At 56.1% G+C, this 21,567-nt stretch carries 12 protein-coding genes and 1 pseudogene; 7 read left to right on the top strand and 6 right to left on the bottom strand.

What is annotated here, in order from left to right; all coding sequences use genetic code 11:
* Positions 1 to 11: 11 nt before the first annotated feature.
* Together DNI29_RS16290 and DNI29_RS16285 are read left to right on the top strand one after the other, a co-directional pair.
* Positions 12 to 2,288, top strand: coding sequence for a PAS domain-containing sensor histidine kinase (locus tag DNI29_RS16290; RefSeq protein WP_110979194.1), 2,277 nt, complete (start codon positions 12 to 14; stop codon positions 2,286 to 2,288).
* Positions 2,289 to 2,568: 280 nt separating this feature from the next.
* Entirely contained in the window at positions 2,569 to 4,872 is a 2,304-nt protein-coding gene (locus DNI29_RS16285; protein WP_110979193.1) for a GH92 family glycosyl hydrolase, read from the top strand.
* Positions 4,873 to 4,985: 113 nt separating this feature from the next.
* Here DNI29_RS16285 and DNI29_RS16280 read toward each other — a convergent pair whose 3' ends face one another.
* Together DNI29_RS16280 and DNI29_RS16275 are read right to left on the bottom strand one after the other, a co-directional pair.
* Entirely contained in the window at positions 4,986 to 5,324 is a 339-nt protein-coding gene (locus DNI29_RS16280; protein ID WP_110979192.1) for a Dabb family protein, read from the bottom strand.
* Positions 5,325 to 5,567: 243 nt separating this feature from the next.
* Positions 5,568 to 6,641: a LacI family DNA-binding transcriptional regulator gene (locus tag DNI29_RS16275; protein ID WP_110979191.1), complete on the bottom strand. Its 1,074-nt coding sequence runs from the start codon at positions 6,639 to 6,641 to the stop codon at positions 5,568 to 5,570.
* Positions 6,642 to 7,262: 621 nt separating this feature from the next.
* On the opposite strand from DNI29_RS16275, the gene nagB reads away from it, so the two are divergent.
* The 5 genes from nagB (at position 7,263) to DNI29_RS16250 (ending at position 17,147) form a co-directional block, all read left to right on the top strand.
* Complete coding sequence (gene nagB / locus DNI29_RS16270; RefSeq protein ID WP_110979190.1) at positions 7,263 to 9,179, top strand: glucosamine-6-phosphate deaminase; 1,917 nt, start codon at positions 7,263 to 7,265, stop codon at positions 9,177 to 9,179.
* A gap of 93 nt (positions 9,180 to 9,272) precedes the next feature.
* Positions 9,273 to 10,208: a glycosyl hydrolase family 18 protein gene (locus DNI29_RS16265; RefSeq protein ID WP_110979189.1), complete on the top strand. Its 936-nt coding sequence runs from the start codon at positions 9,273 to 9,275 to the stop codon at positions 10,206 to 10,208.
* Between the two features lie 247 nt (positions 10,209 to 10,455).
* Positions 10,456 to 13,524, top strand: coding sequence for a SusC/RagA family TonB-linked outer membrane protein (locus DNI29_RS16260; RefSeq protein WP_110979188.1), 3,069 nt, complete (start codon positions 10,456 to 10,458; stop codon positions 13,522 to 13,524).
* Positions 13,525 to 13,560: 36 nt separating this feature from the next.
* Positions 13,561 to 15,138, top strand: coding sequence for a SusD/RagB family nutrient-binding outer membrane lipoprotein (locus DNI29_RS16255; protein WP_110979187.1), 1,578 nt, complete (start codon positions 13,561 to 13,563; stop codon positions 15,136 to 15,138).
* Positions 15,139 to 15,272: 134 nt separating this feature from the next.
* Complete coding sequence (locus tag DNI29_RS16250; protein ID WP_162303637.1) at positions 15,273 to 17,147, top strand: beta-N-acetylhexosaminidase; 1,875 nt, start codon at positions 15,273 to 15,275, stop codon at positions 17,145 to 17,147.
* A 758-nt stretch (positions 17,148 to 17,905) separates the two neighbouring features.
* On the opposite strand, the gene rplT is transcribed toward DNI29_RS16250, so the two are convergent.
* The 4 genes and pseudogenes from rplT to thrS form a co-directional block, all read right to left on the bottom strand.
* Positions 17,906 to 18,250, bottom strand: a complete 345-nt coding sequence (gene rplT / locus DNI29_RS16245; protein WP_110979439.1) for a 50S ribosomal protein L20 — start codon at positions 18,248 to 18,250, stop codon at positions 17,906 to 17,908.
* 151 nt (positions 18,251 to 18,401) lie between these two features.
* Complete coding sequence (rpmI, locus tag DNI29_RS16240) at positions 18,402 to 18,596, bottom strand: 50S ribosomal protein L35 (protein WP_110979185.1); 195 nt, start codon at positions 18,594 to 18,596, stop codon at positions 18,402 to 18,404.
* A 169-nt stretch (positions 18,597 to 18,765) separates the two neighbouring features.
* A pseudogene (gene infC / locus DNI29_RS16235) lies at positions 18,766 to 19,323 on the bottom strand (translation initiation factor IF-3); the annotation flags it as partial.
* A 291-nt stretch (positions 19,324 to 19,614) separates the two neighbouring features.
* Entirely contained in the window at positions 19,615 to 21,558 is a 1,944-nt protein-coding gene (gene thrS, locus DNI29_RS16230) for a threonine--tRNA ligase (protein ID WP_110979183.1), read from the bottom strand.
* Positions 21,559 to 21,567: the final 9 nt, after the last annotated feature.

Raw genomic sequence — 21,567 nt, 5'->3', positions numbered from 1 at the left:
TGCCTGCTCCTATGTCCCCTGCTGCCCCACTTGACAGTCTGACACTGCTTGCTGTCTTTCATGCCTTACCCAGCGCCTACCTCCTACTCTCTCCTGAATACATCATTGAAGAGGTAAGCAATGGCTACTTGGCAGAAACACAAACAGAGCGCGCTCAGCTGCTGGGGTGCTATCTCTTTGACGCCTTTCCTGATAACCCCCAAGCGCAACAGGCGCACGGGGTACGCAACCTGCGGGCGTCGCTGGAGCGGGTCCTGGCTACCGGACTGCCCCATCAGATGGACTTGCAGCACTACGACGTGCCCGACTCACAGCAGCCCGGGCAGTTTCTGGAGCGCTACTGGCTGCCCACCAACACACCCATCTTCGACGCTGAGGGTCGGATTAGCCACCTGCTACACCGCGTGGTCAACGTCACCGAACAGCAGCAGGCTCAGGCTCAGCTAGGGGAAAGTCAGCGCCGCGAACAGGCGGCCCAGGCTCATGCCAACCAGTTGGTGCGAGCAACCATCGATAGCTCGATGGCTATTATTCAGGTGTTTGATGCCGTGCGTGATGAAGCGGGCCGCATCGTGGATTTCCGCTGGACCTTGGTCAATAAGCAAGCGGCGGCTCAGTACAATACCGACTTGGTGGGTCAACGGCTATTGGCCCTCAACCCAGGGGTAGTAGCAACTGGTATTTTCGCGCGTTTTGTGCAGGTAGTGGAAAACGGCCAGCCCCAAGTCTACGAACAGGAGTATCGCCACGAGCAATACAATGGCTGGTTTGAGCAATCGGTGGTGCGCTTGGGCGATGGCGTCGTGAGTACGACCACCGACATCACTGACCGCAAGCGGGCCGAGGAAGCGCTACGGGCCGCGCATGCCCGTACGGTCGACATTCTGGAAAGTACGACGGATGCCTTTTACGCGCTGGATGCCGACTTTAACTTCACCTATGTCAACCAACGGGCAGCCCGGCTCTGGGGGCGCGACCGGGACGAGTTGCTAGGGTGCCACTACTGGACAGAGTTCCCGGCGGCGGTCGGCAGCGAATCTTACAGCCTACACTACCAAGTACAGCAAACCGGCCAGCCCGCGCAATATGAAATTGTCTCTCCACGGCTAGGCACCTGGATCGATGTCAGCATCTATCCCGGGACGGCGGGTAGCCTATCGGTGTTTTTCCGTGACATCACGGCCCGCAAGAACAGCGAGGAAGCCCTGCGCCGCTCAGAGGAACGGCTACGACAGGCCTTTTCCATTGAAACGGTAGGCGTTATTTTCTTCGACTCAGCCGGCCGCATTCACGCGGCCAACCAGGCCTTCCAGCGGCTGAGCGGCTACGTGCCCGCCGCATTTCCGCAGGGCCATGTGCACTGGGATGCGCTGACGCCCCCGGAGTTCCTCGCCATGACGCGTCAGGCGCAGCAAGAATTACTGGCCCACGGTCAGAGTACGCCCTACGAGCAGCAGTGCCAGCGCCCCGATGGTACGCGCTGGTGGGGCTTGTTTGCGGGCAAGCGCTTGAGTGAGGAAGAGTACGTAGCGTTTGTGCTCGACATTACGGAGCGCAAGCAGGCTACCTCTCAGCTTCAGGCTTTCAATGAGCAACTCCAACGCGCCAACACCGACCTCGACAACTTCATTTACACAGCCTCGCACGATTTGCGGGCGCCTATTGCCAACATTGAGGGGTTGTTGCTGGCCCTACAGCGGGAACTGCCCGCAACGGCCTACGTAGACCAGGTGCCGACGGTGCTGGGCCTGATGCAAGATGCCGTTGACCGCTTCAGCCGCACCATCGGGCACCTCACAGATATTTCACGCCTGCAGCAAGAGTACGGGCAGCCCGCCACGCCGGTCCAGGTAGCCCCCGTCGTGCACGAGGTACTGCTGGACCTCGCCCCGTTAATCACGCAAACCGATGCCCAGGTTACTATTACTATACCCGAGCAGGTGTGGCTTACCATCTCAGAAAAAAACTTGCGCTCAGTGGTTTACAACCTGCTCAGCAACGCCCTGAAATACCGCCACCCCAACCGCACGCCCCAAATACGGATCAGCTGCCAGCCTAAAGGCAGCTACCAGGTGCTGGCTGTGCAAGACAACGGCCTGGGGCTGGACCTCACGCAGGGCGACGCAAAGGTATTTGGCATGTTCCAGCGCCTGCACACGCATGTGGAGGGCACAGGTATCGGGCTGTACATGGTGAAGAAAATGCTCGAAAATATCGGTGGACGAATTGAAGTCCAGAGCCAACCAGGCGAGGGCACTACCTTTCACGCCTATTTCCCAGTGCTGTAATAGCACCACGTAGCTAGGCTGGCTTTGGCACTAGGCAGGATGCTGGCTAACCTAACCAGCATAGCTGAGGTCAGAATGGCCTACCCCCTGCGGGATGATGAATCTGGCTGCATTTGCTGGGAGGAGGCGCGTACTTTACCCCTCAACCCCCTAGGCAGTAGTCGAAATGAAGGGTTTATACATATTTCCTTATAAGTAGAAGCCAGTATTACTTACGAATTCTGCTATTTGCCCCTGTACATAACCAGTAATGTAGGACTCAGTATTACGAACCCTTCTTATGAAGCACAGTACCCCCCGACTCATTCGTGTTCTACCCGCTCTGGTTTGTGGTATGGCCGCTTTGGCTGCTTGCACCAGTACCCAGACACTAATGACCAAGAGTCGGAGCGCTAGCCTCACGCATCACGTAGACCCCTACATTGGTACCAGCTTTCATGGCCATGTATTTCTGGGGGCCAACGTGCCGTTTGGAGCCGTCCAGCTCGGGCCGGTAAACATTACGGAAGGCTGGGACTGGTGCTCCGGGTACCATTATTCTGATTCTACCATTGTCGGCTTTGCGCACACTCACCTGAGCGGCACCGGCATCGGCGACCTGGGCGACGTGGCGGTGATGCCCACTACCGGGGTAGTGCGCGTCACCGAAGGCCGGGTCAAGAATCCCGAACGAGGCTTTGTTTCGCTTTTTTCACACAAGGAAGAACAGGCCCGGCCCGGCTACTACGCTGTGCGCCTGAAGCGCTACGACATCCGGGCTGAGTTGACGGCCACTGAGCGGGTAGGCTTTCACCAGTACACTTTTCCAAAATCCGACGCTTCGCACCTGATTTTCGATTTGCAGCAGGGCATCGGCTGGGACCTGGCTACTGATACGCACATTGAGCAGCTAAACGACAGCACCTTGGTTGGGTACCGCAACTCCAAGGGCTGGGCCGTGGATCAGCGCCTCTACTTCGCGGCCGTATTCTCGAAACCCATTCGCAATTTCACCAGTGTGCAGGTGCTGGATACGCTCGGCAACACTACCCCTGCCACTACCGGCAACCGCATCAAGGGCGTGGTATCCTTCGCCACGCAGGCCGGCGAAAAAGTGAAGCTGAAAGTGGGCATCTCCCCCGTGAGCACTGCAGGGGCTCAGGCGAACATCCAGGCTGAAATTCCTCACTGGAACTTTGAGAAAGTAGTGGCGCAGGCTGACGCTGCCTGGAACCAGGAGTTGCAGAAAGTCCGGATCAAGGCCGATGCAACCCGCCTGAAGACCTTCTACACGGGCCTGTACCATACCATGATTGCGCCCTCGGTGTTCAACGACCATAACGGCGACTACCGGGGTACCGACAAGCAGGTGCATAAAAACCCAGGCTTCACGAACCTGACTACCTTCTCCCTCTGGGATACTTACCGGGCGGCGCACCCGCTGTTCACCATCCTGCAGCCTAAGCGCGTTAACGATATGGTTAGCTCTATGCTGGCCATCTATCAGCAGCAGGGCAAGCTGCCCGTGTGGCACCTGATGGGCAACGAAACCAACTGCATGGTAGGCTACAGCGCCGTGCCCGTTGTCGTTGACGCCTACTTTAAGGGCTTTCAGGGTTTTGACGCCGCCCTAGCCTATGAGGCCGTAAAAGCCACTGCCATGGGCGACGAGTTCGGGCTAAAGGCCGTGAAAGAGCTAGGCTTTATTCCGGCCAACAGTGAGGTAGAAAGCGTGTCAAAAGGTCTGGAATACGCTATTGATGACTGGTGCGTCGCACAGATGGCCAAAAAGATGGGTAAAACCGACGACTACGCCTATTTCAGTAAGCGCGCCAAGTACTACCAGAATTACTTTGATAAGCAGGCGGGCTTCATGCGCGGGCGCGTAGGGCAGAATGAGTGGCGCACGCCCTTCGACCCCTTCAAATCAGTGCATATGAAAAGCGACTTCACCGAGGGCAACGCCTGGCAGTACACCTGGCTGGTACCGCAGGACGTGGAGGGCCTGATTAGTATGCTAGGAGGCGAGCAGCGGTTCAGCCAGAAGCTGGATTCGCTGTTTCTGGTAAAGGGCAACATGGGCGAAGAAGCATCCCCCGATATTTCGGGCCTGATAGGCATGTACGCTCATGGCAACGAGCCCGGCCACCACATAACCTATCTGTACAACTACGTGGGCCAGCCCTGGAAAACTGCCGAAAAGGTCCGGTTCATCACCGATAACTTCTACACGGCCAAACCCGATGGTATTATTGGCAACGAAGATGTTGGCCAGATGTCGGCGTGGCACGTCTTTTCCACTCTAGGGTTCTACCCGTTAAACCCGGCCAACGGCGCCTACGTGTTTGGCAGCCCGGCCGTCAAGCAGGCCACTATCCAGCTGGCGGGCGGCAAAACGCTGTCCATTGAGGCCAAAAACAACAGCGCCAAAAACAAATATATTCAGGCCATTACGCTGAACGGCAAAGCCTACACCAAGTCCTATATCACGCACCAGGACCTACTGCAGGGCGGCACGCTCACGTTCCAGATGGGCCCTACCCCTAGCCCCACTTGGGGCGTGGCCCCCGCCGACCGGCCGAAGTCAGTGCTACAGACAGAGTAGGTTGAGGCTCCCGGTAAGCCAGCTGACCTATCACAACTGGAGGAAAACCAACCTCCCTACCCCCCCCTCGATGCCCAATGGCTTGCTGTCACTGGGCATCGAAAGGGAGGGTGCTATCTTTCTTCCTTCGAGCCAATTGAGTCGTAGATTACTACTTTCTCCCAGCAGGAAGCGTATGTGTTCCGGAACTCGTCGTGAATCGGGTGCTGCTGATAATGTTCTTCCTCTTCCGCACTGTCGAAAAAGCAGAGCCAGGAGTAAGTATACGTCCGCTCAATCACCTCACGAGTAGTAGGAGCCGGCGTGCCGATGTGCGCCAGTTTAATCGAGGGAATGGTTTTGAGCAGGTGCAGCCCTTCTAACAATCTGGCTTTATCCGCTTCGCTGGCGCTGGCTGGGGTGTAAAACAATACATGGTGCACAAAGCATTCCGTTGGAAAAGACGCGCTCATAAGTTCAGGATGATGCTGGTTAAAAGTCACTGATTAATTCAAGGTAAGATTAACGATTTAGCGCTTATCTGCCCACAGAGGGTATGTTGTACGAGCCGGTGTAACGGCCTTTCTATATAGCAACCGTCATTGGTAAGCGTATGGCTGTTGCGCATAAGCGGCTTTTAAGCGGATTGCTTCCCCTACCCCATCACTGCCTGCCAAGCCGGTTGCAGGGGTAGCAGCTGGGTGGCAAGGTGCTAATCAAACGTAGTACTGGAGGTTTTCCTTGGTAATAATGTCAAGCGGCAGGTAGGTGACCTGCGCAATTTCCTTCTTGAAAACCAGCTGGTCAGCTAAAGTGCAGATTCCCCGGTAGCCTTGCTGCTTCGGATTCTGATTGATTAGAAAATGAATGATACCCTCCCGCAGAAAATGAATATTCCGCTCCAGTAAATCGTAACCCACCAACCGGACCTCCTCTCGGTGGTAAGCTTGCAGGTAGGGAGCAATTTCGTAGGCCTTGGAGGTACTCACAAAAATTCCTTTCAGGCGGGAGCCTTCCTCATCCAGCAGCTGATTCAGCTGCCGGGCAAACGCCGGCTCGGCGGGGCTTGGCAATTCAATGCTCCGCACTTTGTAGGCAGGGCCCAGACTGCCTTGTTCCGCTGCTTGCTGCGCGAAATAGTCCCGGAACCCTTGCTCCTTCTGCGTCACGTGCAGGGAGTTGGCCAGGTCCTCGGCAATGTGCACCACCAGGAATGTCCCGCCCTCTGCCTGCCCGAGCTGCACCAGCTTGCCGGCCAGAAAACCGCTTTGGTAGGAGTCCTGCCCTACGTAGCTCAGGAAAGGCAGCTCGGCGATGTAGGTATTGAACAGCACATAGGGTATGCGCGCTTGCTGCCAGCGCGGAAAGAATGCCAGAGACTCCCGATAAAACAGCGGCGCAATCAAAATGCCGTCAGGCAGGGCGGCCGTAGCTTGCCCGGCCTGTTCCAGAAAGGAGCTTACCTGGCCCAGGTTGTAGGGGTACATACTCAGGGTTACCCCATAGGGCTTCAGATCCCGGGCGGCTTGCTCAATACCCTCCCAGGGGGCTTGCCAGTACGGATCCAGGGTAGGGTCGGGCTGAATGGCTGCCAGCTGATAGGTACGGTTGGCTCCGAGAGTGCGCGCTATCAGGTTCGGCTCATAGGCTAGTTCCTCCATCATAAGCAGCACCTTCTGGCGCACTGACTCCGAAACCCGGCCTCGGTTGTGCAATACCCGATCAACCGTTCCCACCGAAACGTTTGCCTTTAGCGCAATATCCTTGAGCCGCACTGCTTTATTACCCATACTATATAGTGTTTAGCATTTCTGGGTAGGCCCCCCCAGGCTGAACCCGAACATCAGGAAGACATATGAGAGCCGACCACAGGTGTCTTATTACGAAACGGGAGTCTTTCATTTCTCTCACTTCGCTGGGGTATCGGTGCTGGCCCTTTTTGGCAGATAGTTTCTGCCGGCTGCCCTAACTGGCAGTAGCGCTAGGCTAATTCAATATACACGAAGCCTGTTTCTTTACAATACCCTTTTAGTTTAACAGCGTCCTTTATTTATCCTAACTCATATTTAGGGCGGTTTGAGGCCTGATTTTATAGCATACGTTTGCGTGCGCGGACACACTATGCTTAAAGGAAATTGCGTGTGCGCGCACATTTATATTAGAAACAGCTTGACTTATATATCGCATATCACTATGTTTAAGACATATAGCTGCTGAAGATTCGAAAAGTTCAATTGCGTTGTTAGTCCGCCCGGACAATTAAAAGAGTGCTCACCCCCTGGGTTGCACCGCGCTTTGCTTACGCTTAACTCCGTCCTGTTGCCAGATACTCGCCCTGCTGAGGGCTTTGGCCGGGCGTAGTTTTTCCGCCTTCTTCTTACCTCTTCCACCGTTCCCTTTGCCAGACTACTATGGAAGTATTGAGCTACCCCGAAACCACTTATGAAAAGCTGCCGGTTACCATCTGCGAGCAAGCGCAGGAGGGCGCCGTACAGATTGCCCATGAAATTGCAGACCTTATCAGGCGCAAGCAGCAAAAGGGCAAGCCGGCAGTACTAGGCCTGGCCACGGGCTCCTCACCTATCGGTGTGTATCAAGAGTTGATTCGCCTGCACCGCGAAGAAGGCCTGAGCTTCCGTAACGTCATCACCTTCAATCTGGATGAGTACTACCCCATCCAGCCAGATGCGCTGCAGAGCTACGTGTACTTTATGCATGAGCAGCTGTTCAACCACGTCGACATCCTGCCCGAGAACGTGCACATCCCCGACGGCACCCTACCCATCGACCGGGTGAAGGAGTACTGCCAAGCTTACGAAAAGCAGATTGAGGACGCTGGCGGGCTGGATTTGCAGCTGCTCGGCATTGGGCGCACCGGGCACATCGGCTTCAACGAGCCGGGCTCGGGCCTTACTTCCACTACCCGACTGGTGAAGTTGGATGCCCTCACGATTACGGACGCGGCCAAGGACTTTATTAAGGAAGAATACGTGCCGCTGCGGGCCCTCACAATGGGGGTAGGCACCATCATGAAAGCCCGCCGCATCATTCTGATGGCCTGGGGCGAAGGCAAGGCCAAGATCTTGCAGCAGACCGTAGAAGGCCGGGTTTCGGATGAAGTGCCGGCCTCGTTTCTGCAGCAGCACCCCCACGTGCAGGTAGTAGTAGACCAGTGGGCTGCCCTGGAGCTGACCCGTATCAAAACTCCCTGGCTAGTAGGCATGTGCACCTGGGACGACGCCCTGATTCGGCGGGCGGTTATCTGGCTAAGCCTGAAAATGCACAAGCCTATTCTGAAGCTGACGGATGAGGACTACAAAGACGGCAGCCTGAGTGATTTGCTGGTGGAAGCGGGCAATGCTTACAACCTGAACATCAAGGTATTCAACACTATTCAACACACCATTACCGGCTGGCCGGGAGGCAAGCCCAACTCCAACGATGCCCAGCGGCCGGAGCGAGCCCTGCCAGCCCTGAAAACGTCCCTGATTTTCAGCCCCCACCCCGACGACGACGTAATTTCCATGGGGGGCACTCTGCTGCGCCTCGTCGACCAGGGCCATGATGTGCACGTTGCTTACCAGACCTCGGGCAACATTGCGGTGTTCGATGACGACGCCCGGCGCTACGCCGATTTTGCCTATGATTTCGCGGTTAGACTAGACGCCGACGTAGAGCGGATGCGGCGCGAGCGGGCAGAGGTAGTGGAGTTTCTGCGGGGCAAAAAGCTGGGTGAGGAGGACAGCCCCTTGGTGCAGAACATTAAGGCCCTGATCCGTAAGGGAGAAGCCGAAGCCGCCTGCCGCTTCTGCGGGGTGAAGGACCAGAACGTGCACTTCATGAACATGCCGTTCTACGAAACCGGCCAGGTGAAAAAGAACCCCTTAGGAGAGGCCGATATCCAAGCCGTGGTAGATATCCTGCAGGAAATCAGGCCTCATCAGATTTTTGCGGCCGGCGACCTGCGCGACCCGCACGGTACCCACCGGGTGTGCCTGGATGCCATCTTCGCGGCCCTGGCCCGGCTGAAAGGCCAGGAAGAATGGGTGGAGGACTGCTACCTGTGGCTCTACCGCGGGGCCTGGCAGGAGTGGGATGTGGAGGAAATTGAAATGGCCGTGCCCATCAGTCCGGAAGAACTGCTCCGCAAGCGCAAAGCTATTTTCAAGCACCAGTCGCAAAAAGACAGCGCCGTCTTTCCGGGTAACGACAAGCGTGAATTCTGGCAGCGGGCCGAAGACCGGAACCACGCCACCGCTCGGCTCTACGACCAGTTGGGCCTGACCGAGTATGAGGCCATCGAGGCCTTTGTGCGCTACCGGTTTTAGCCTCAGAATTTTCGCCCCTATGAGGTCCCGTTGATCCGGAGCGGGTGCCCAAGACTTCTGCTGGTATTCACTTAGGTAGCAAACGGCAAGCCTATGAAAGTAACTTGTTTACTGCGTTTTGTGCTAGTAGCCCTGATGCTGGGGCCGGTAGCGGCCTTGGCTCAGTTCCGGGTGGTAGGCTATGTGCCCTCCTGGCGCGGAGAAATCAGCCGCGCCCAGCTGCGCCAGCTCACCCACGTCAACTACGCCTTTCTGCAGCCTAACCCCACTGGCAGCCTGGAGCCAATCCGCAACCCCCAGAAGCTGCGGCAGCTGGTGGCAGCGGCCCACGCGGCCCAGGTGCGGGTGCTGATATCGGTGGGAGGCTGGCACGATGGCGACCACAGTGCCTTCGACTCTATCGGGGCCCGCGCCAGCTACCGTCAGGCGCTGACGACCAACCTACTGCGCTTTGTGGAGGAGTACCAGTTGGATGGAGTAGACATGGATTGGGAGCACCCCGACGCCACCACGGCCCCCGGCTATGCGGCCTTGATGCAGCAGCTCGCTACTGCGCTACAACCCCGGGGTAAGCTCCTGACGGCGGCCGTAGCCGGGGGCAACTGGGCCGGACCAGGCATATTGCCCAGTGTGTTCAAGAATGTTGATTTCCTCAACATCATGGCCTACGACGACACGCCGCCTGACCACTCCACCTACGCGGCTGCTGAGCAAACCCTGGCCTACTGGAAGGGCCGGGGGCTACCAGCCAGCAAAGCCGTGCTGGGTGTACCCTTCTACGGCAAGCCCAGCGGCGAGGCCTTCAGTGCATTGCTGGCCCGCGGCGCCAGCCCTCAGGCCGATCGGTTTCAGGGGGAGGGCTATAACGGACTCCCTACCATCATCAGCAAAACCAATTTTGCTTTTCGTCAGGCCAGCGGCATCATGATCTGGGAGCTAACTCAGGACGCCCCAGGTAGCAACTCCCTGCTCACCGCTATTACCCAGACCCTAGCTAAGCTGGCTGCCCTACCCCCCACCGGGCGCTGAAACCTGCAATCGATTAAGATCAAAAGGCCAGCCGTGCTAAGTTATTGCATTACTTATCAGCATTTTATACAATATCATTATCAGTTTATTAATTATTGATCCTGCTTGGTTTCCACTGCCTTTTGCATCCTCGTCTTTCCTCTTAACCTGATTCTCACGCTCTGACTGTACCCTGACTTCTGCCCCCCTTTTTGCTTTCGGAGCCTGCTTGCCTTGTCGCTTTTTTTCAACCTTCTACCCGACGTTTATGAAAAGATTTACTAGGCTTACCTGGTTGCTTGTGCTGGGTGCCCCTAGCCTTGCCCAGGCTCAAACTGCGCCCATAACCGGACAAGTAACCGACGGCAAGGGCCAGGCTCTGCCCGGGGTGACGGTGCTCGTGCGTGGGGCTCAGCAAGGCACCAGCACCGACGCGGAAGGCCGGTTCTCACTGGAGGCGGCGGAGTCCGCTACGCTGGTATTTTCATCCATCGGCTACGACCAGCAGACTGTTAGTGTGGGCGGTCAGCGCGTTATCAACGTAACGCTGCGCGAAAGCGCCCAGGCCTTGAATGAGGTGGTTGTAACGGCCCTAGGAGTAGCGCGGGAGCGCAAAGCCCTAGGCTACTCCGTGACGGAAATCCAGGGCGAGTCGCTGACCCAGGCGCGGGAAACCAACGTAGCCAACTCACTGGTGGGCAAAGTGGCGGGGCTGAACGTCAACTCCACATCGGGCGGGCCGGGCTCCTCGAGCAACGTTATCATCCGGGGTGCCTCCAGCCTAAACCAGACCAACCAGCCGCTCTACGTCATTAACGGGGTGCCAGTAGAAAGCCAGCCCAGCGGCGGGGCCGGCGCTACCATTGGCAACAGCGGCGGCCAGTACGACAATGCTCCCGACTTCGGCGACCCTATCTCCAACCTTAACCCCGACGATATTGAAAGCATTTCGGTACTAAAAGGGGCGGCGGCCTCGGCTCTGTACGGCTACCGGGCCAAGGCCGGCGTTATTCTGATTACTACCAAAAGCGCCAAGGGCAACGACGGGCTGGAGTTCAACAGCAACTACGTGGCCCAGCAGGTATTTAACCTCACCGACTGGCAGTACGAGTACGGGCAGGGCGCTAACAACATTAAGCCTACCTCGGCTACCATAGCCGCGCAGGCCGGCAACTCCAGTTGGGGTGCCCGCCTCGATGGCTCTCAGGTGGTACAGTTCGATGGCACGCAGCGGCCCTACGTGGCTCAGAAAAACAACATTGATAACTTCTACCGCACGGGAAGCAGCTTTACCAATACGCTGGCCTTCAATAAAAGCTTTACGGGCGGCTCGGTGCGCCTGTCGGCCAGCAACCTAGATAATAAGTCGGTGGTGCCTAACTCCCGGCTCGACCGTCAGACGTTTAATTTCGTGGGTACGTTTGATCCGTTTAAGCGCCTGACCATTGACGCGCGGGCCAACTACATTCTGGAGCAGGCTAAAAACCGGCCCATTCTCTCCGACGGGGCCGGCAACGCCAACTTCAACGTCACCTTTCTACCGACCAGCCTCGACGTGCGCGACCTGAAAGGTCCTAATGGGAACGGCACGGGGGCCGACAGGAACGAGCTGACATTTAACACGGGTAACCCCTTTAATACCAACCCCTACTTTGCGGCCTATCAGTTTGTCAATGATACTCGGCGGGAACGATTGATTTCCTCACTTTCGGCGCGCTACACCCTCGACAACGGCCTATTTCTGCAGGGCCGGGCAGGGCGCGACTCCTACACCGACCGCATCACCAACGTAACGCCTTCGGGCACGGCTTACCGGCCTACGGGCAGCATCACGGAAATAACCTCGCAGTTTACGGACCTCAACGCAGACGTACTGGCCGGCAAGACCTTTACGGTGAGAGAAGCGTTCAGCTTCACGCCCAACTTGGGCGCCAGCTACCGCCGCACCAAGCTGGAAGGCTTCCGCAATTCGGGCGACGACTTTGCCGTGTTCGGCATCAATGCTTTAGGCAACACCCGTACCCGTACTGTTGCTCCTTTGTTCAGCGACCTGGAAGTGCAGTCGGTGTACGGCTCGCTGGATTTGTCTTTCAAGGAGTTTGTATTCCTGACCGCTACCCTGCGGCGCGATTGGTTTTCTACTCTGGCTACGCCGGGCCTCGATAACGACCTGAGCAGCACTTACCCGGCTGTCAGCGGCTCCTTCGTGTTTACGGAGCTGTGGCAGCCTAGCTTTCTTTCGTTCGGCAAGGTGCGGGCGGGCTACTCCAGGGTCGGACAAGCGACGGACCCCTACCGAACCCAGCTCAATTATTCCCTGTCCTCCATTCCGTTGGCGGGCTTTCCCTACGGTGGCCCTTCGGACCCCAATATCCCGAACAGCCGCCTAGTAGCCTCGCAGGCCACAGAGGTAGAGGTAGGCACCGAGTTGGCCTTTGTTGAGAGCAGGGTGCGGCTGGATTTGACCTTCTATAAGAAGAGATCCTCGAAAGAGATTGTAAATACGCCAGCTTCCATCACTTCGGGCTACTCGGGGGCCGTGCTTAACGCGGGCGAACTGGAAAATAAAGGTGTGGAACTACTGCTGACTATTACGCCGGTGCGCACAACTAACTTCACCTGGACTTCCTCCTTTAACACAGCCTACAACAAAAGCACTGTGCTTTCGCTGGCAGCCGGGCAAGAGCAGTCAGTGTATGCTACCTCCCGCTCGGGGGTGGGCTTTGTGGGGCAGCAGGTAGGCAAACCGTTCGGACAAATTCTCGCCTACGACTACCAGCGCGACGAAGAGGGCAACATTGTACTGACGCCTAACGGCGTACCCGCCCGCGGCAACCTCACCTCGTACGGCACCGCCTTCCATCCCTGGACCGGAGGCTGGAGCAACGACTTTACCTTCAAGCGCCTGAGCCTGGGTGTGCTGATTGATGGCAAGTTCGGAGCCAAGATATTCTCCGCTACCGATTACTACGGCACCATCTTCGGCCTGCACAAGCAAACCCTGGAAAACCGGGAAGGCACTTTTGGCCCCAGCAACCTGGACGCAGCTACCTATTACAGCACGCTGGCCAACAACGTTTCTACCCAGTTTGTGCAGGATGCTGGCTTCATTAAGTTGCGGCAGGTAACGCTGGGCTACTCATTTGGCAACTCGCTGCTGGGCGGCAAAATTCAGCGGCTCAACCTGAGCCTGGTGGCCCGCAACCTGTTCTTCCTCCGGCGCTTGGCCGACAATATTGACCCGGAAGGAAGTTATAATGCCTTCTCGCAGGGCCTGGAGCTGGGCGGCGTGCCGCCCTTCCGCACCTACGGCCTCAACCTGAGCGCGAAGTTCTAGGGCCCGCGCCATCCACTCATCCTACTTTCAAGCTCCATGAAACGACTATTTTCTACTTATACTGTACTCGGAGGGGCTGCCCTATTGCTGTTCGGCGGCTGTACCGACAACTTCGACGACATCAACACCAACCCCACCACGTACAGCCAGGCCTCTTTTAATCCGAACTACGTACTGACTCAGACTCAGCTTACGTACACCGGCAGCACCGACTTTGCCTTTGAAACCTGGCGCGGCAACCTCATTTACTGCGCCACCATGATGCAAGGCATGGCTACGGTAATCAGCTACTGGGGCGGCGACAAGTACCTGCTCAATGAGGGCTACACGGCTGCCTACTGGGAAAAGAGCTACAGCGAGCAGGTAAAACCTGTCACCGATCTGGTGGAGTCTACCCGAGGCAAGGATTCCTACAAAAACCTGCACCAGATTGCCCGTCTTATGCGCGTGATGGTAATGCAGCGCCTCACCGACCTTTACGGCGACGTGCCTTACAGCCAGGCTGGCCAGGGGTATTACCAGAACATCATTACGCCTCAGTACGATAAGCAAGAGGCCATCTACGCCGATTTGCTCAAGGAAACAAGCGAGGCCACCGCCGCCCTTGATCCGGCCGCTGACGCGCCAGCAGGCGACGTGTTTTACAAGGGCAATATCGCGCAATGGCAGCGCTTAGGTAACTCCTTGCTGCTCCGCCTGGCCATGCGCCTAACGAAGGTTAATGAGGCCACTGCCCGCACCTACGCCACCCAAGTGCAAGGCAAAACCATGCAAAGCAACGCCGATAACGCCATCGTTCCGCACGACATAGCCGGTGGCCGCGCCACCCAGAACCGAAACAGTCAGGTACTGCTCGGCGACGGGGGCCAGGAGCACTACTACGTGAAATGGTCGAAGACATTCATTGACTACTTGAAAACCAACAACGACCCGCGCCTGTCGAAAATAGCCGTCACCCAGCTCTTCCTCACACCCACCAGTAAAACCCCGAACGCGGCACCAATCTCGGCGCCTGCCGCACAAAAGGGCCTACCCAACGGGAAAGACCTCAGCGGCAGGCCCGCCTATGACGTGTCGGGCGACCCGAGCTACACCACATTCCAGGATTATTCCTCGCCCAGCCCCGGCATGATCAAGCGCAACGGCCCCACCTTCGTCATGACCTATGCCGAAACCGAGCTGTTGCTGGCCGAAGCGGCCCAGCGCTGGGGCCTAGGCAACGCCTCCCAACACTACACCAACGGCGTGACGGCAGCCATGACCTACCTCAGCCAGTACGACCCGACCCTCACCATAACGGAGGCAGAAGCCAGCGCCTACCTCACGGCGAATCCTTATACTGCCGGCCGGGGCCTGGAACAGATCGGCACCCAGTACTGGGCCCTGACCAACACTATGCTGGATTTCTACGAATCCTGGTCAAACTGGCGTCGAACGGGCTTTCCGGACCTGAAGCCAGTGGTGTACCCTAACAATGCTACCAACGGCCAGATTCCGCGCCGCTTCCCGTACCCTACCTCGGAAATCACCAGCAACCCCGATAACTACCGAGTTGCCAGCGGGGCTGTGCCCGGCGGCGACAACCTTACCGGCCGCGTGTGGTGGGATAAGTAAGCACCCATTCGGCTTGCAACCCGCTAGTTTTTAGTTGCCTCATCTTTCCAGAGAACGTCATGCTAAGCTTGTCGAAGTATGACGTTCTTCCTATTTCAATTACGCTACTACCCTTTTCTCCAGCTTCGCTCTTCATGCCCTTCCGATTTTCTCTTCCTACCCGCACTTTTCTCGTAGCATCGGCCATCCTTCTCGGAGGGCGGGTTGCATTGGCCCAGCAAGCGGAAACGCCTGCCCAACGGCTAGGCCTGATTCCTTTACCTCGCGAAGTAAAGACCTCTGCTGGCACCTACTCCCTACCCCAGAAAATCAGCATCTACGCCGTTAGCCCCGATGAGCGCAATGTGGCTGCCCTCTTGCAGGGCCTGCTGGCCTCCCTTGGCAAAACCGCTACCTTAACCACTAGCAGTCAGGCCGCGCATATTAGACTAGTGACGGCCTCGGTAGCGCCCTCCCCCGAGGGTTACCAACTAGCTGTCGGGGCCGAGGGCATCCGGATTACGGCCGCCAGCGGAGCGGGGCTGTTCTACGGTGCCCAGACCCTACTTCAGCTGCTACCCCCGCGGCCGGCCGCAACCACAAGCGTGCCTTACGTGCGCATCGCCGACGAGCCGGCGTTCCGCTGGCGCGGTGCTATGCTCGACGTGAGCCGCCACTTCTTCCCGGTAAGCTTCCTCAAGCGTTACATCGATTTTCTGGCGGCCTACAAGCTTAATACCTTCCACTGGCACCTCACGGACGACCAGGGCTGGCGCATTGAAATCAAGAAGTATCCCAAGCTCACCCAAGTCAGTGCCTTTCGCAAGGAAACCTTGATCGGGGCCCAGCAGCAGTTTAAAAAGCCCGAGGAGTTCAAGTACGATGCTACGCCTTATGGTGGCTTCTACACTCAGGAGCAGATCAAGGACGTGGTGGCCTACGCGAAAAAGCGCTACATCACTGTTGTTCCGGAAATTGAAATGCCCGGTCACTCGGTAGCTATTCTGGCCGCCTACCCCGAACTGGCATGCAAACCCGGCCCCTACGAAACCTGGACCATGTGGGGTGTGAATGAGGATATTGTGTGCCCTACGGAGCCTACCTTCCGTTTTTTTGAGGATGTGCTCACGGAGGTCTGCGCTCTGTTTCCAAGCTCCTACATCCATATTGGCGGCGACGAAGCTCCCAAGACCCGGTGGAAGGAAAGCCCCGCGGTGCAGGATATTATGAAACGCGAAGGCATCACGGACGTGGAGAAAGTGCAGGGCTGGTTTAATCGCCGCATCGAGAAGTTTCTGGCCAGCAAGGGAAAAAAGCTCATTGGCTGGGACGAAATTCTGGATGGAGGCATTCCTGCTAGTGCAGCCGTAATGAGTTGGCGGGGTGAGAAAGGAGGTATTGAGGCAGCTAAAGCAGGTCACGACGTAGTAATGGCCCCTACAACAAACCTGTACATCGATTATGGCCAGAACCCCCAGCCCCACAGCCCCTACGAGCCCCTGATGATTGGCGGCTACATCCCCCTGAGTAAGATATATAACTACAACCCGCTGCCCAAGGAGCTTACCCCAGAGCAGCAGAAGCACATTCTCGGGCCCCAGGCCAACATGTGGACCGAGTACATCACTACCCCGGAAAAGGTGGAATACATGCTATTTCCGCGGCTGCTTGCTGTTTCGGAGGTAGGCTGGACCCCGGCCGCCAGTAAAAGCTACGCCGCGTTTGTGCCGCGCATGAGCCAGCATTTTGCCCGCCTCGATGCTAAAAAAATCAATTACCGCGTGCCCGAGCCCCTAGGCCTAGACAGCACCGGCCTAGCGGCCTCAGGAGAAAAAGCCGTCTTCACACTTCGCTCTCTAGTACCCGGAGCCCAAATCCGCTACACCCTGGACGGCAAGCTGCCCGACGAAACCACCGAGCTCTATACCAAGCCCCTACCTGTGCCCCGTAACCGCCAACTCACGGTGCGTGCCGTCACTATTGCTCCTAACGGCCGCAAAAGCCCACCCGCCGAGCTGCTGGTAAAATAGCGAAAGGATTTATATGTATCAGACGATTCACTTACGTCTGGCTAACTACTACATCCTCATCTGAGCACAACAACATTTTGACGAAGCTATACGGGTAGCTTAGTAAAATTGAACAGGTAACAACGCTAGCATTAATTGATATAAGGAAATCATTAGAGTCCTATCCGCTGTAACAAAGAGAATGCCCCGCATTTGTAACATGCTGCGGGGCATTCTCTTTTACAACGAAACTCAGTTGCCGTGTTATTTACCGGCTGTAGGTTTTGCGTAGCTGTCTTTCGAGAGCCCACTCACTTACAGCTGTCATGCACTCTTCTGTATCGGGATGGAAGAAAAAGCTGAGCGCTCCTCGACGTTTTAGCACCGCTGGATAATACCTGGAGCTTGTCGAAGGCCCTCCTACCCTTGCTTAGCGCTATAACCGGACCTATCAATAAGAAAGATATCGGTAGCCGCAGATAATTCATTCAGACGACATAACATGCTCATAGACCGGTCCGTAAGGAAAACTAACAGATTCTACTTTTCTTCTGATTTATGCGCACGCCTTTTCTGAAGCAACGGCCCCAAGGCCATCACAACACTCCTCGTGAATCAGGTAAGTGGCTTTGGTATATTATCGGATTGCTCACTTTACTTTGGTTGCTTTATACGTGGTTCATAGAGTAACTACTCTTGGAGAATACAAAAGCGCCTGACCAGAGTTGGTCAGGCGCTTTTGTATTCTCCAAGAGATTTTCAGAGAGCTATGGAGCAGCTTACTTAATTTTCTCTACGATGCCTTTGAAGGCTTCAGGGTGGTTCAGAGCCAGGTCAGCTAGAACTTTACGGTTCAGATCGATGCCAGCTTTCTTCAGACCGCCCATAAACTGGGAGTATGACAGGCCGTGCTCACGGGCACCAGCGTTGATACGCTGAATCCAGAGGGCGCGGAACTCGCGCTTCTTAACTTTCCGGTCGCGGTAAGCATACAGCAAACCTTTCTCAACCGCGTTTTTAGCAACGGTCCATACGTTTTTGCGACGGCCATAATAGCCTTTCGCCAAACGCATTACTTTTTTCCGACGGTGGCGCGAGGCCACGTGGTTTACACTTCTTGGCATAACCAGTTTTTTTTGGCGGCCGGCGGCGGGCAAAATGCCGCAGCTTTCGTTTCAGCCGGACGCCTGGTTGATAAATTGTTTTGGTTTTTAGTTGTTAGTCCTTGACTGGCCCCTCACTTTAAGCGGCTACAGACAAAAACTAAAAACCAATTTAGATGGCAAGCATGTCCTTCACGCGGTTCATGTCAGCCGAGCTAACCAGACCAACGTGCGTGAGGGCACGCTTCTGCTTGGTAGTTTTCTTGGTCAGAATGTGGCTTTTGAAGGCGTGCTTGCGCTTCACTTTGCCCGTGCCGGTCAGCGAGAACCGCTTTTTGGCGCCGGACTTGGTTTTTACTTTCGGCATTGTAGTGAAAAAAAAGGTGAAAAAACTGCGGCGGTCGGCTGCCTAGGGCCGGTGCGCCAGCTAAAAAACAGGGAAAAGCCCCTGGGTTAAACTATTCAGCTGCCTTGTCAGCCGGAGCTGGCTTGGCCTCTTTGGGCGCCTCCTTGCCTGCTTCCTTCGGAGCAGGTTTCTTGGCCGGAGCAACTGCTTTCGGCGCCAGATACAGGAACATACGCTTACCCTCCAGCTTAGGCAGTTGCTCTACCTTCGCCAGATCCTCGAGGGCCTGAGCAAACTTGAGCAATAGAATTTCGCCACGCTCTTTGAAGACAATGCTGCGGCCTACAAAGTGTACATAGGCTTTGATCTTAGCACCCTCTTTCAGGAACTCCTGAGCATGCTTGAGCTTGAAGGCAAAGTCGTGGTCATCAGTGTTAGGTCCGAAACGGATTTCCTTGATGACTACTTTCGTTTGCTTGGCCTTCAGTTCGCGGGTCTTCTTCTTTTGCTCGTATTTAAACTTCGAGTAGTCAATTACGCGACACACAGGCGGTACGGCCGTGGGCGAAATTTCCACGAGGTCGAGGTTCTGCTCCTGGGCCATACGACGGGCCTGCTCGATGGAGTAGATGCCCTGCTCAATGTTGTCGCCAACAAGGCGGACTTCCCGGGCCGTAATCTTTTGATTGATTTTAAACGGCTCCTCTACTTGAGCGCGGGGAATATAGCGGCGGTTGGGGGTAGCTATGGCTGGTTCTCCTTAAGGTGAAAATCGGATTTCGGATCGAACTTACAGGACGTTAAAACCTCCTGGCGGGTTCAATCAGCGGGCGAATATCCGTCATTTTTTCTAAACGCTCAAAAATGACTATATAAAATTGCCTGAACTACCTCTCAAAAAACGTTGCTCACAGGTAGTATTGGCACATCTTTATTCTCTACTAACTGCCTCTTTTCAACAACAAAGGGCCCCTCTCCAATGGAAAGAGGCCCTTTGTTGTTGAAAATGTATTGCTAAATGTTTTAAGCTGGCTACAAGTTATTTGCCGTCCATCATATCATTTACTTTCTGCTGAAAGCTGGCAATAAACTCATCAACCGGTATTGACCCTAAGTCGCCCTCACCGTGCCGGCGCACTGAAACGACACCGTTTTCTTGTTCCTTCTCTCCTACGATGAGCATGTAGGGAACCTTGGAAACTTCGGCGTCGCGGATTTTGCGGCCTATTTTCTCGTCGCGGTGGTCCACAGTGCCGCGCAACTCAGAAGCCTGCAGACGGTCATAGATCTGCTGAGCATAGTCGTGGTACTTTTCTGAAATAGGGAGTACCGCAAACTGTTCGGGCGAGAGCCACAGAGGGAAATTACCGCCGCAGTGCTCAATAAGAACCGCCACGAAGCGCTCCAACGAGCCAAAGGGAGCCCTGTGAATCATTACCGGACGCTGACGGGAGTTGTCGGGGGCCACGTATTCCAGTTCAAAGCGTTCGGGCAGGTTGTAGTCAACCTGGATGGTACCCAACTGCCATTTGCGGCCGAGGGCATCACGCACCATAAAGTCAAGCTTGGGACCATAGAAGGCAGCTTCACCCAACTCCGTTACCGTATTGAGGCCTTTCTCAGCAGCAGCCTCCTGAATGGCAGCTTCAGCACGGGCCCAGTTTTCATCGGAACCAATGTACTTGGCCTTGTTTTCAGGGTCGCGCAAGGAAATCTGGGCAGTGAACTCAGGGAAGTCCAAGGCTTTCAACACGTAGAGTACAATGTCGATTACCTTTAGGAACTCCTCCTTCACCTGGTCAGGGCGGCAGAAGATGTGAGCATCGTCTTGGGTAAAGCCGCGCACACGGGTCAGGCCATGCAACTCACCCGATTGCTCATAGCGGTACACCGTACCAAACTCAGCCAAACGGACCGGCAAATCACGGTACGAACGGGGCTTGCTGCGGTAGATTTCGCAGTGGTGAGGGCAGTTCATGGGCTTCAGGAAAAATTCCTCACCCGGGTTTGGCGTTTTTATGGGCTGGAAGGAGTCGGCTCCATACTTCTCGTAGTGGCCCGAGGTTACATACAGCTCTTTGGCGCCGATGTGGGGCGTTACCACGGGTTGGTAGCCGGCCTTCATCTGGGCCCGCCGCAGGAATTGCTCCAGCCGTTCGCGCAGGGCGGTGCCTTTCGGCAGCCATAGGGGTAGGCCGGCCCCTACCTTCTCTGAGAAGGTGAACAGCTCCAGTTCTTTGCCCAGCTTGCGGTGGTCACGGCGCTTGGCTTCCTCCAGCTTCTCAAGGTATTCTGTTAGCTCCTTGGCTTTAGGGAAGGTGATGCCGTAGATGCGCGTAAGCTGCTTGTTCTTCTCATCACCGCGCCAGTAAGCACCGGCTACGTTAAGCAGCTTTACGGCTTTAATAGGGCTAGTATCCGGGATGTGCGGCCCGCGGCAAAGGTCGGTGAAGTCGCCCTGCGTGTAAAAGGTAATGGAACCATCTTCCAGCCGCTCCAGCAGGTCCAGCTTGTAGGGGTCGTTCTTCTCAGTGAAGTAAGCAACGGCGTCGGCTTTGCTTACTGCGCGGCGCTCATACTGGCTTTTCTTTTTGGCCAGCTCCAGCATCTTCTTCTCGATTTCCGGGAAGTCATCGGTGGAGATGGTGCGACCTTCGCCTAGGTCGATATCGTAGTAAAAGCCGTTTTCGATGCTGGGGCCAATGCCCAGCTTTACCCCTGGATACAAGGCTTCGAGGGCCTCTGCCATCAAGTGAGCCGACGAGTGCCAGAAGGTAGATTTGCCTTCTAGGTCGTTCCAGGTCAGGATGGCTACTTCAGCATCCTGTTCAATGGGGCGGTGCAGGTCGCGCACTTCGCCGTTGACGCGCACACCAAGGGCATTGCGGGCAAGGCCTTCGCTAATGCCGGCGGCAACGTCGTAGCCCGTGGCGCCATCTACAAACTGGCGCACCGAACCGTCGGGGAGGGTGATGTTAAGCATAAAATGGGG

This window comes from Hymenobacter sediminis (genome assembly GCF_003231285.1).
Classification (GTDB): Bacteria; Bacteroidota; Bacteroidia; order Cytophagales; family Hymenobacteraceae; genus Hymenobacter; species Hymenobacter sediminis.
Note: the sequence above shows the minus strand (reverse complement) of the source record. Positions and strands in the feature narration are given on the sequence as shown.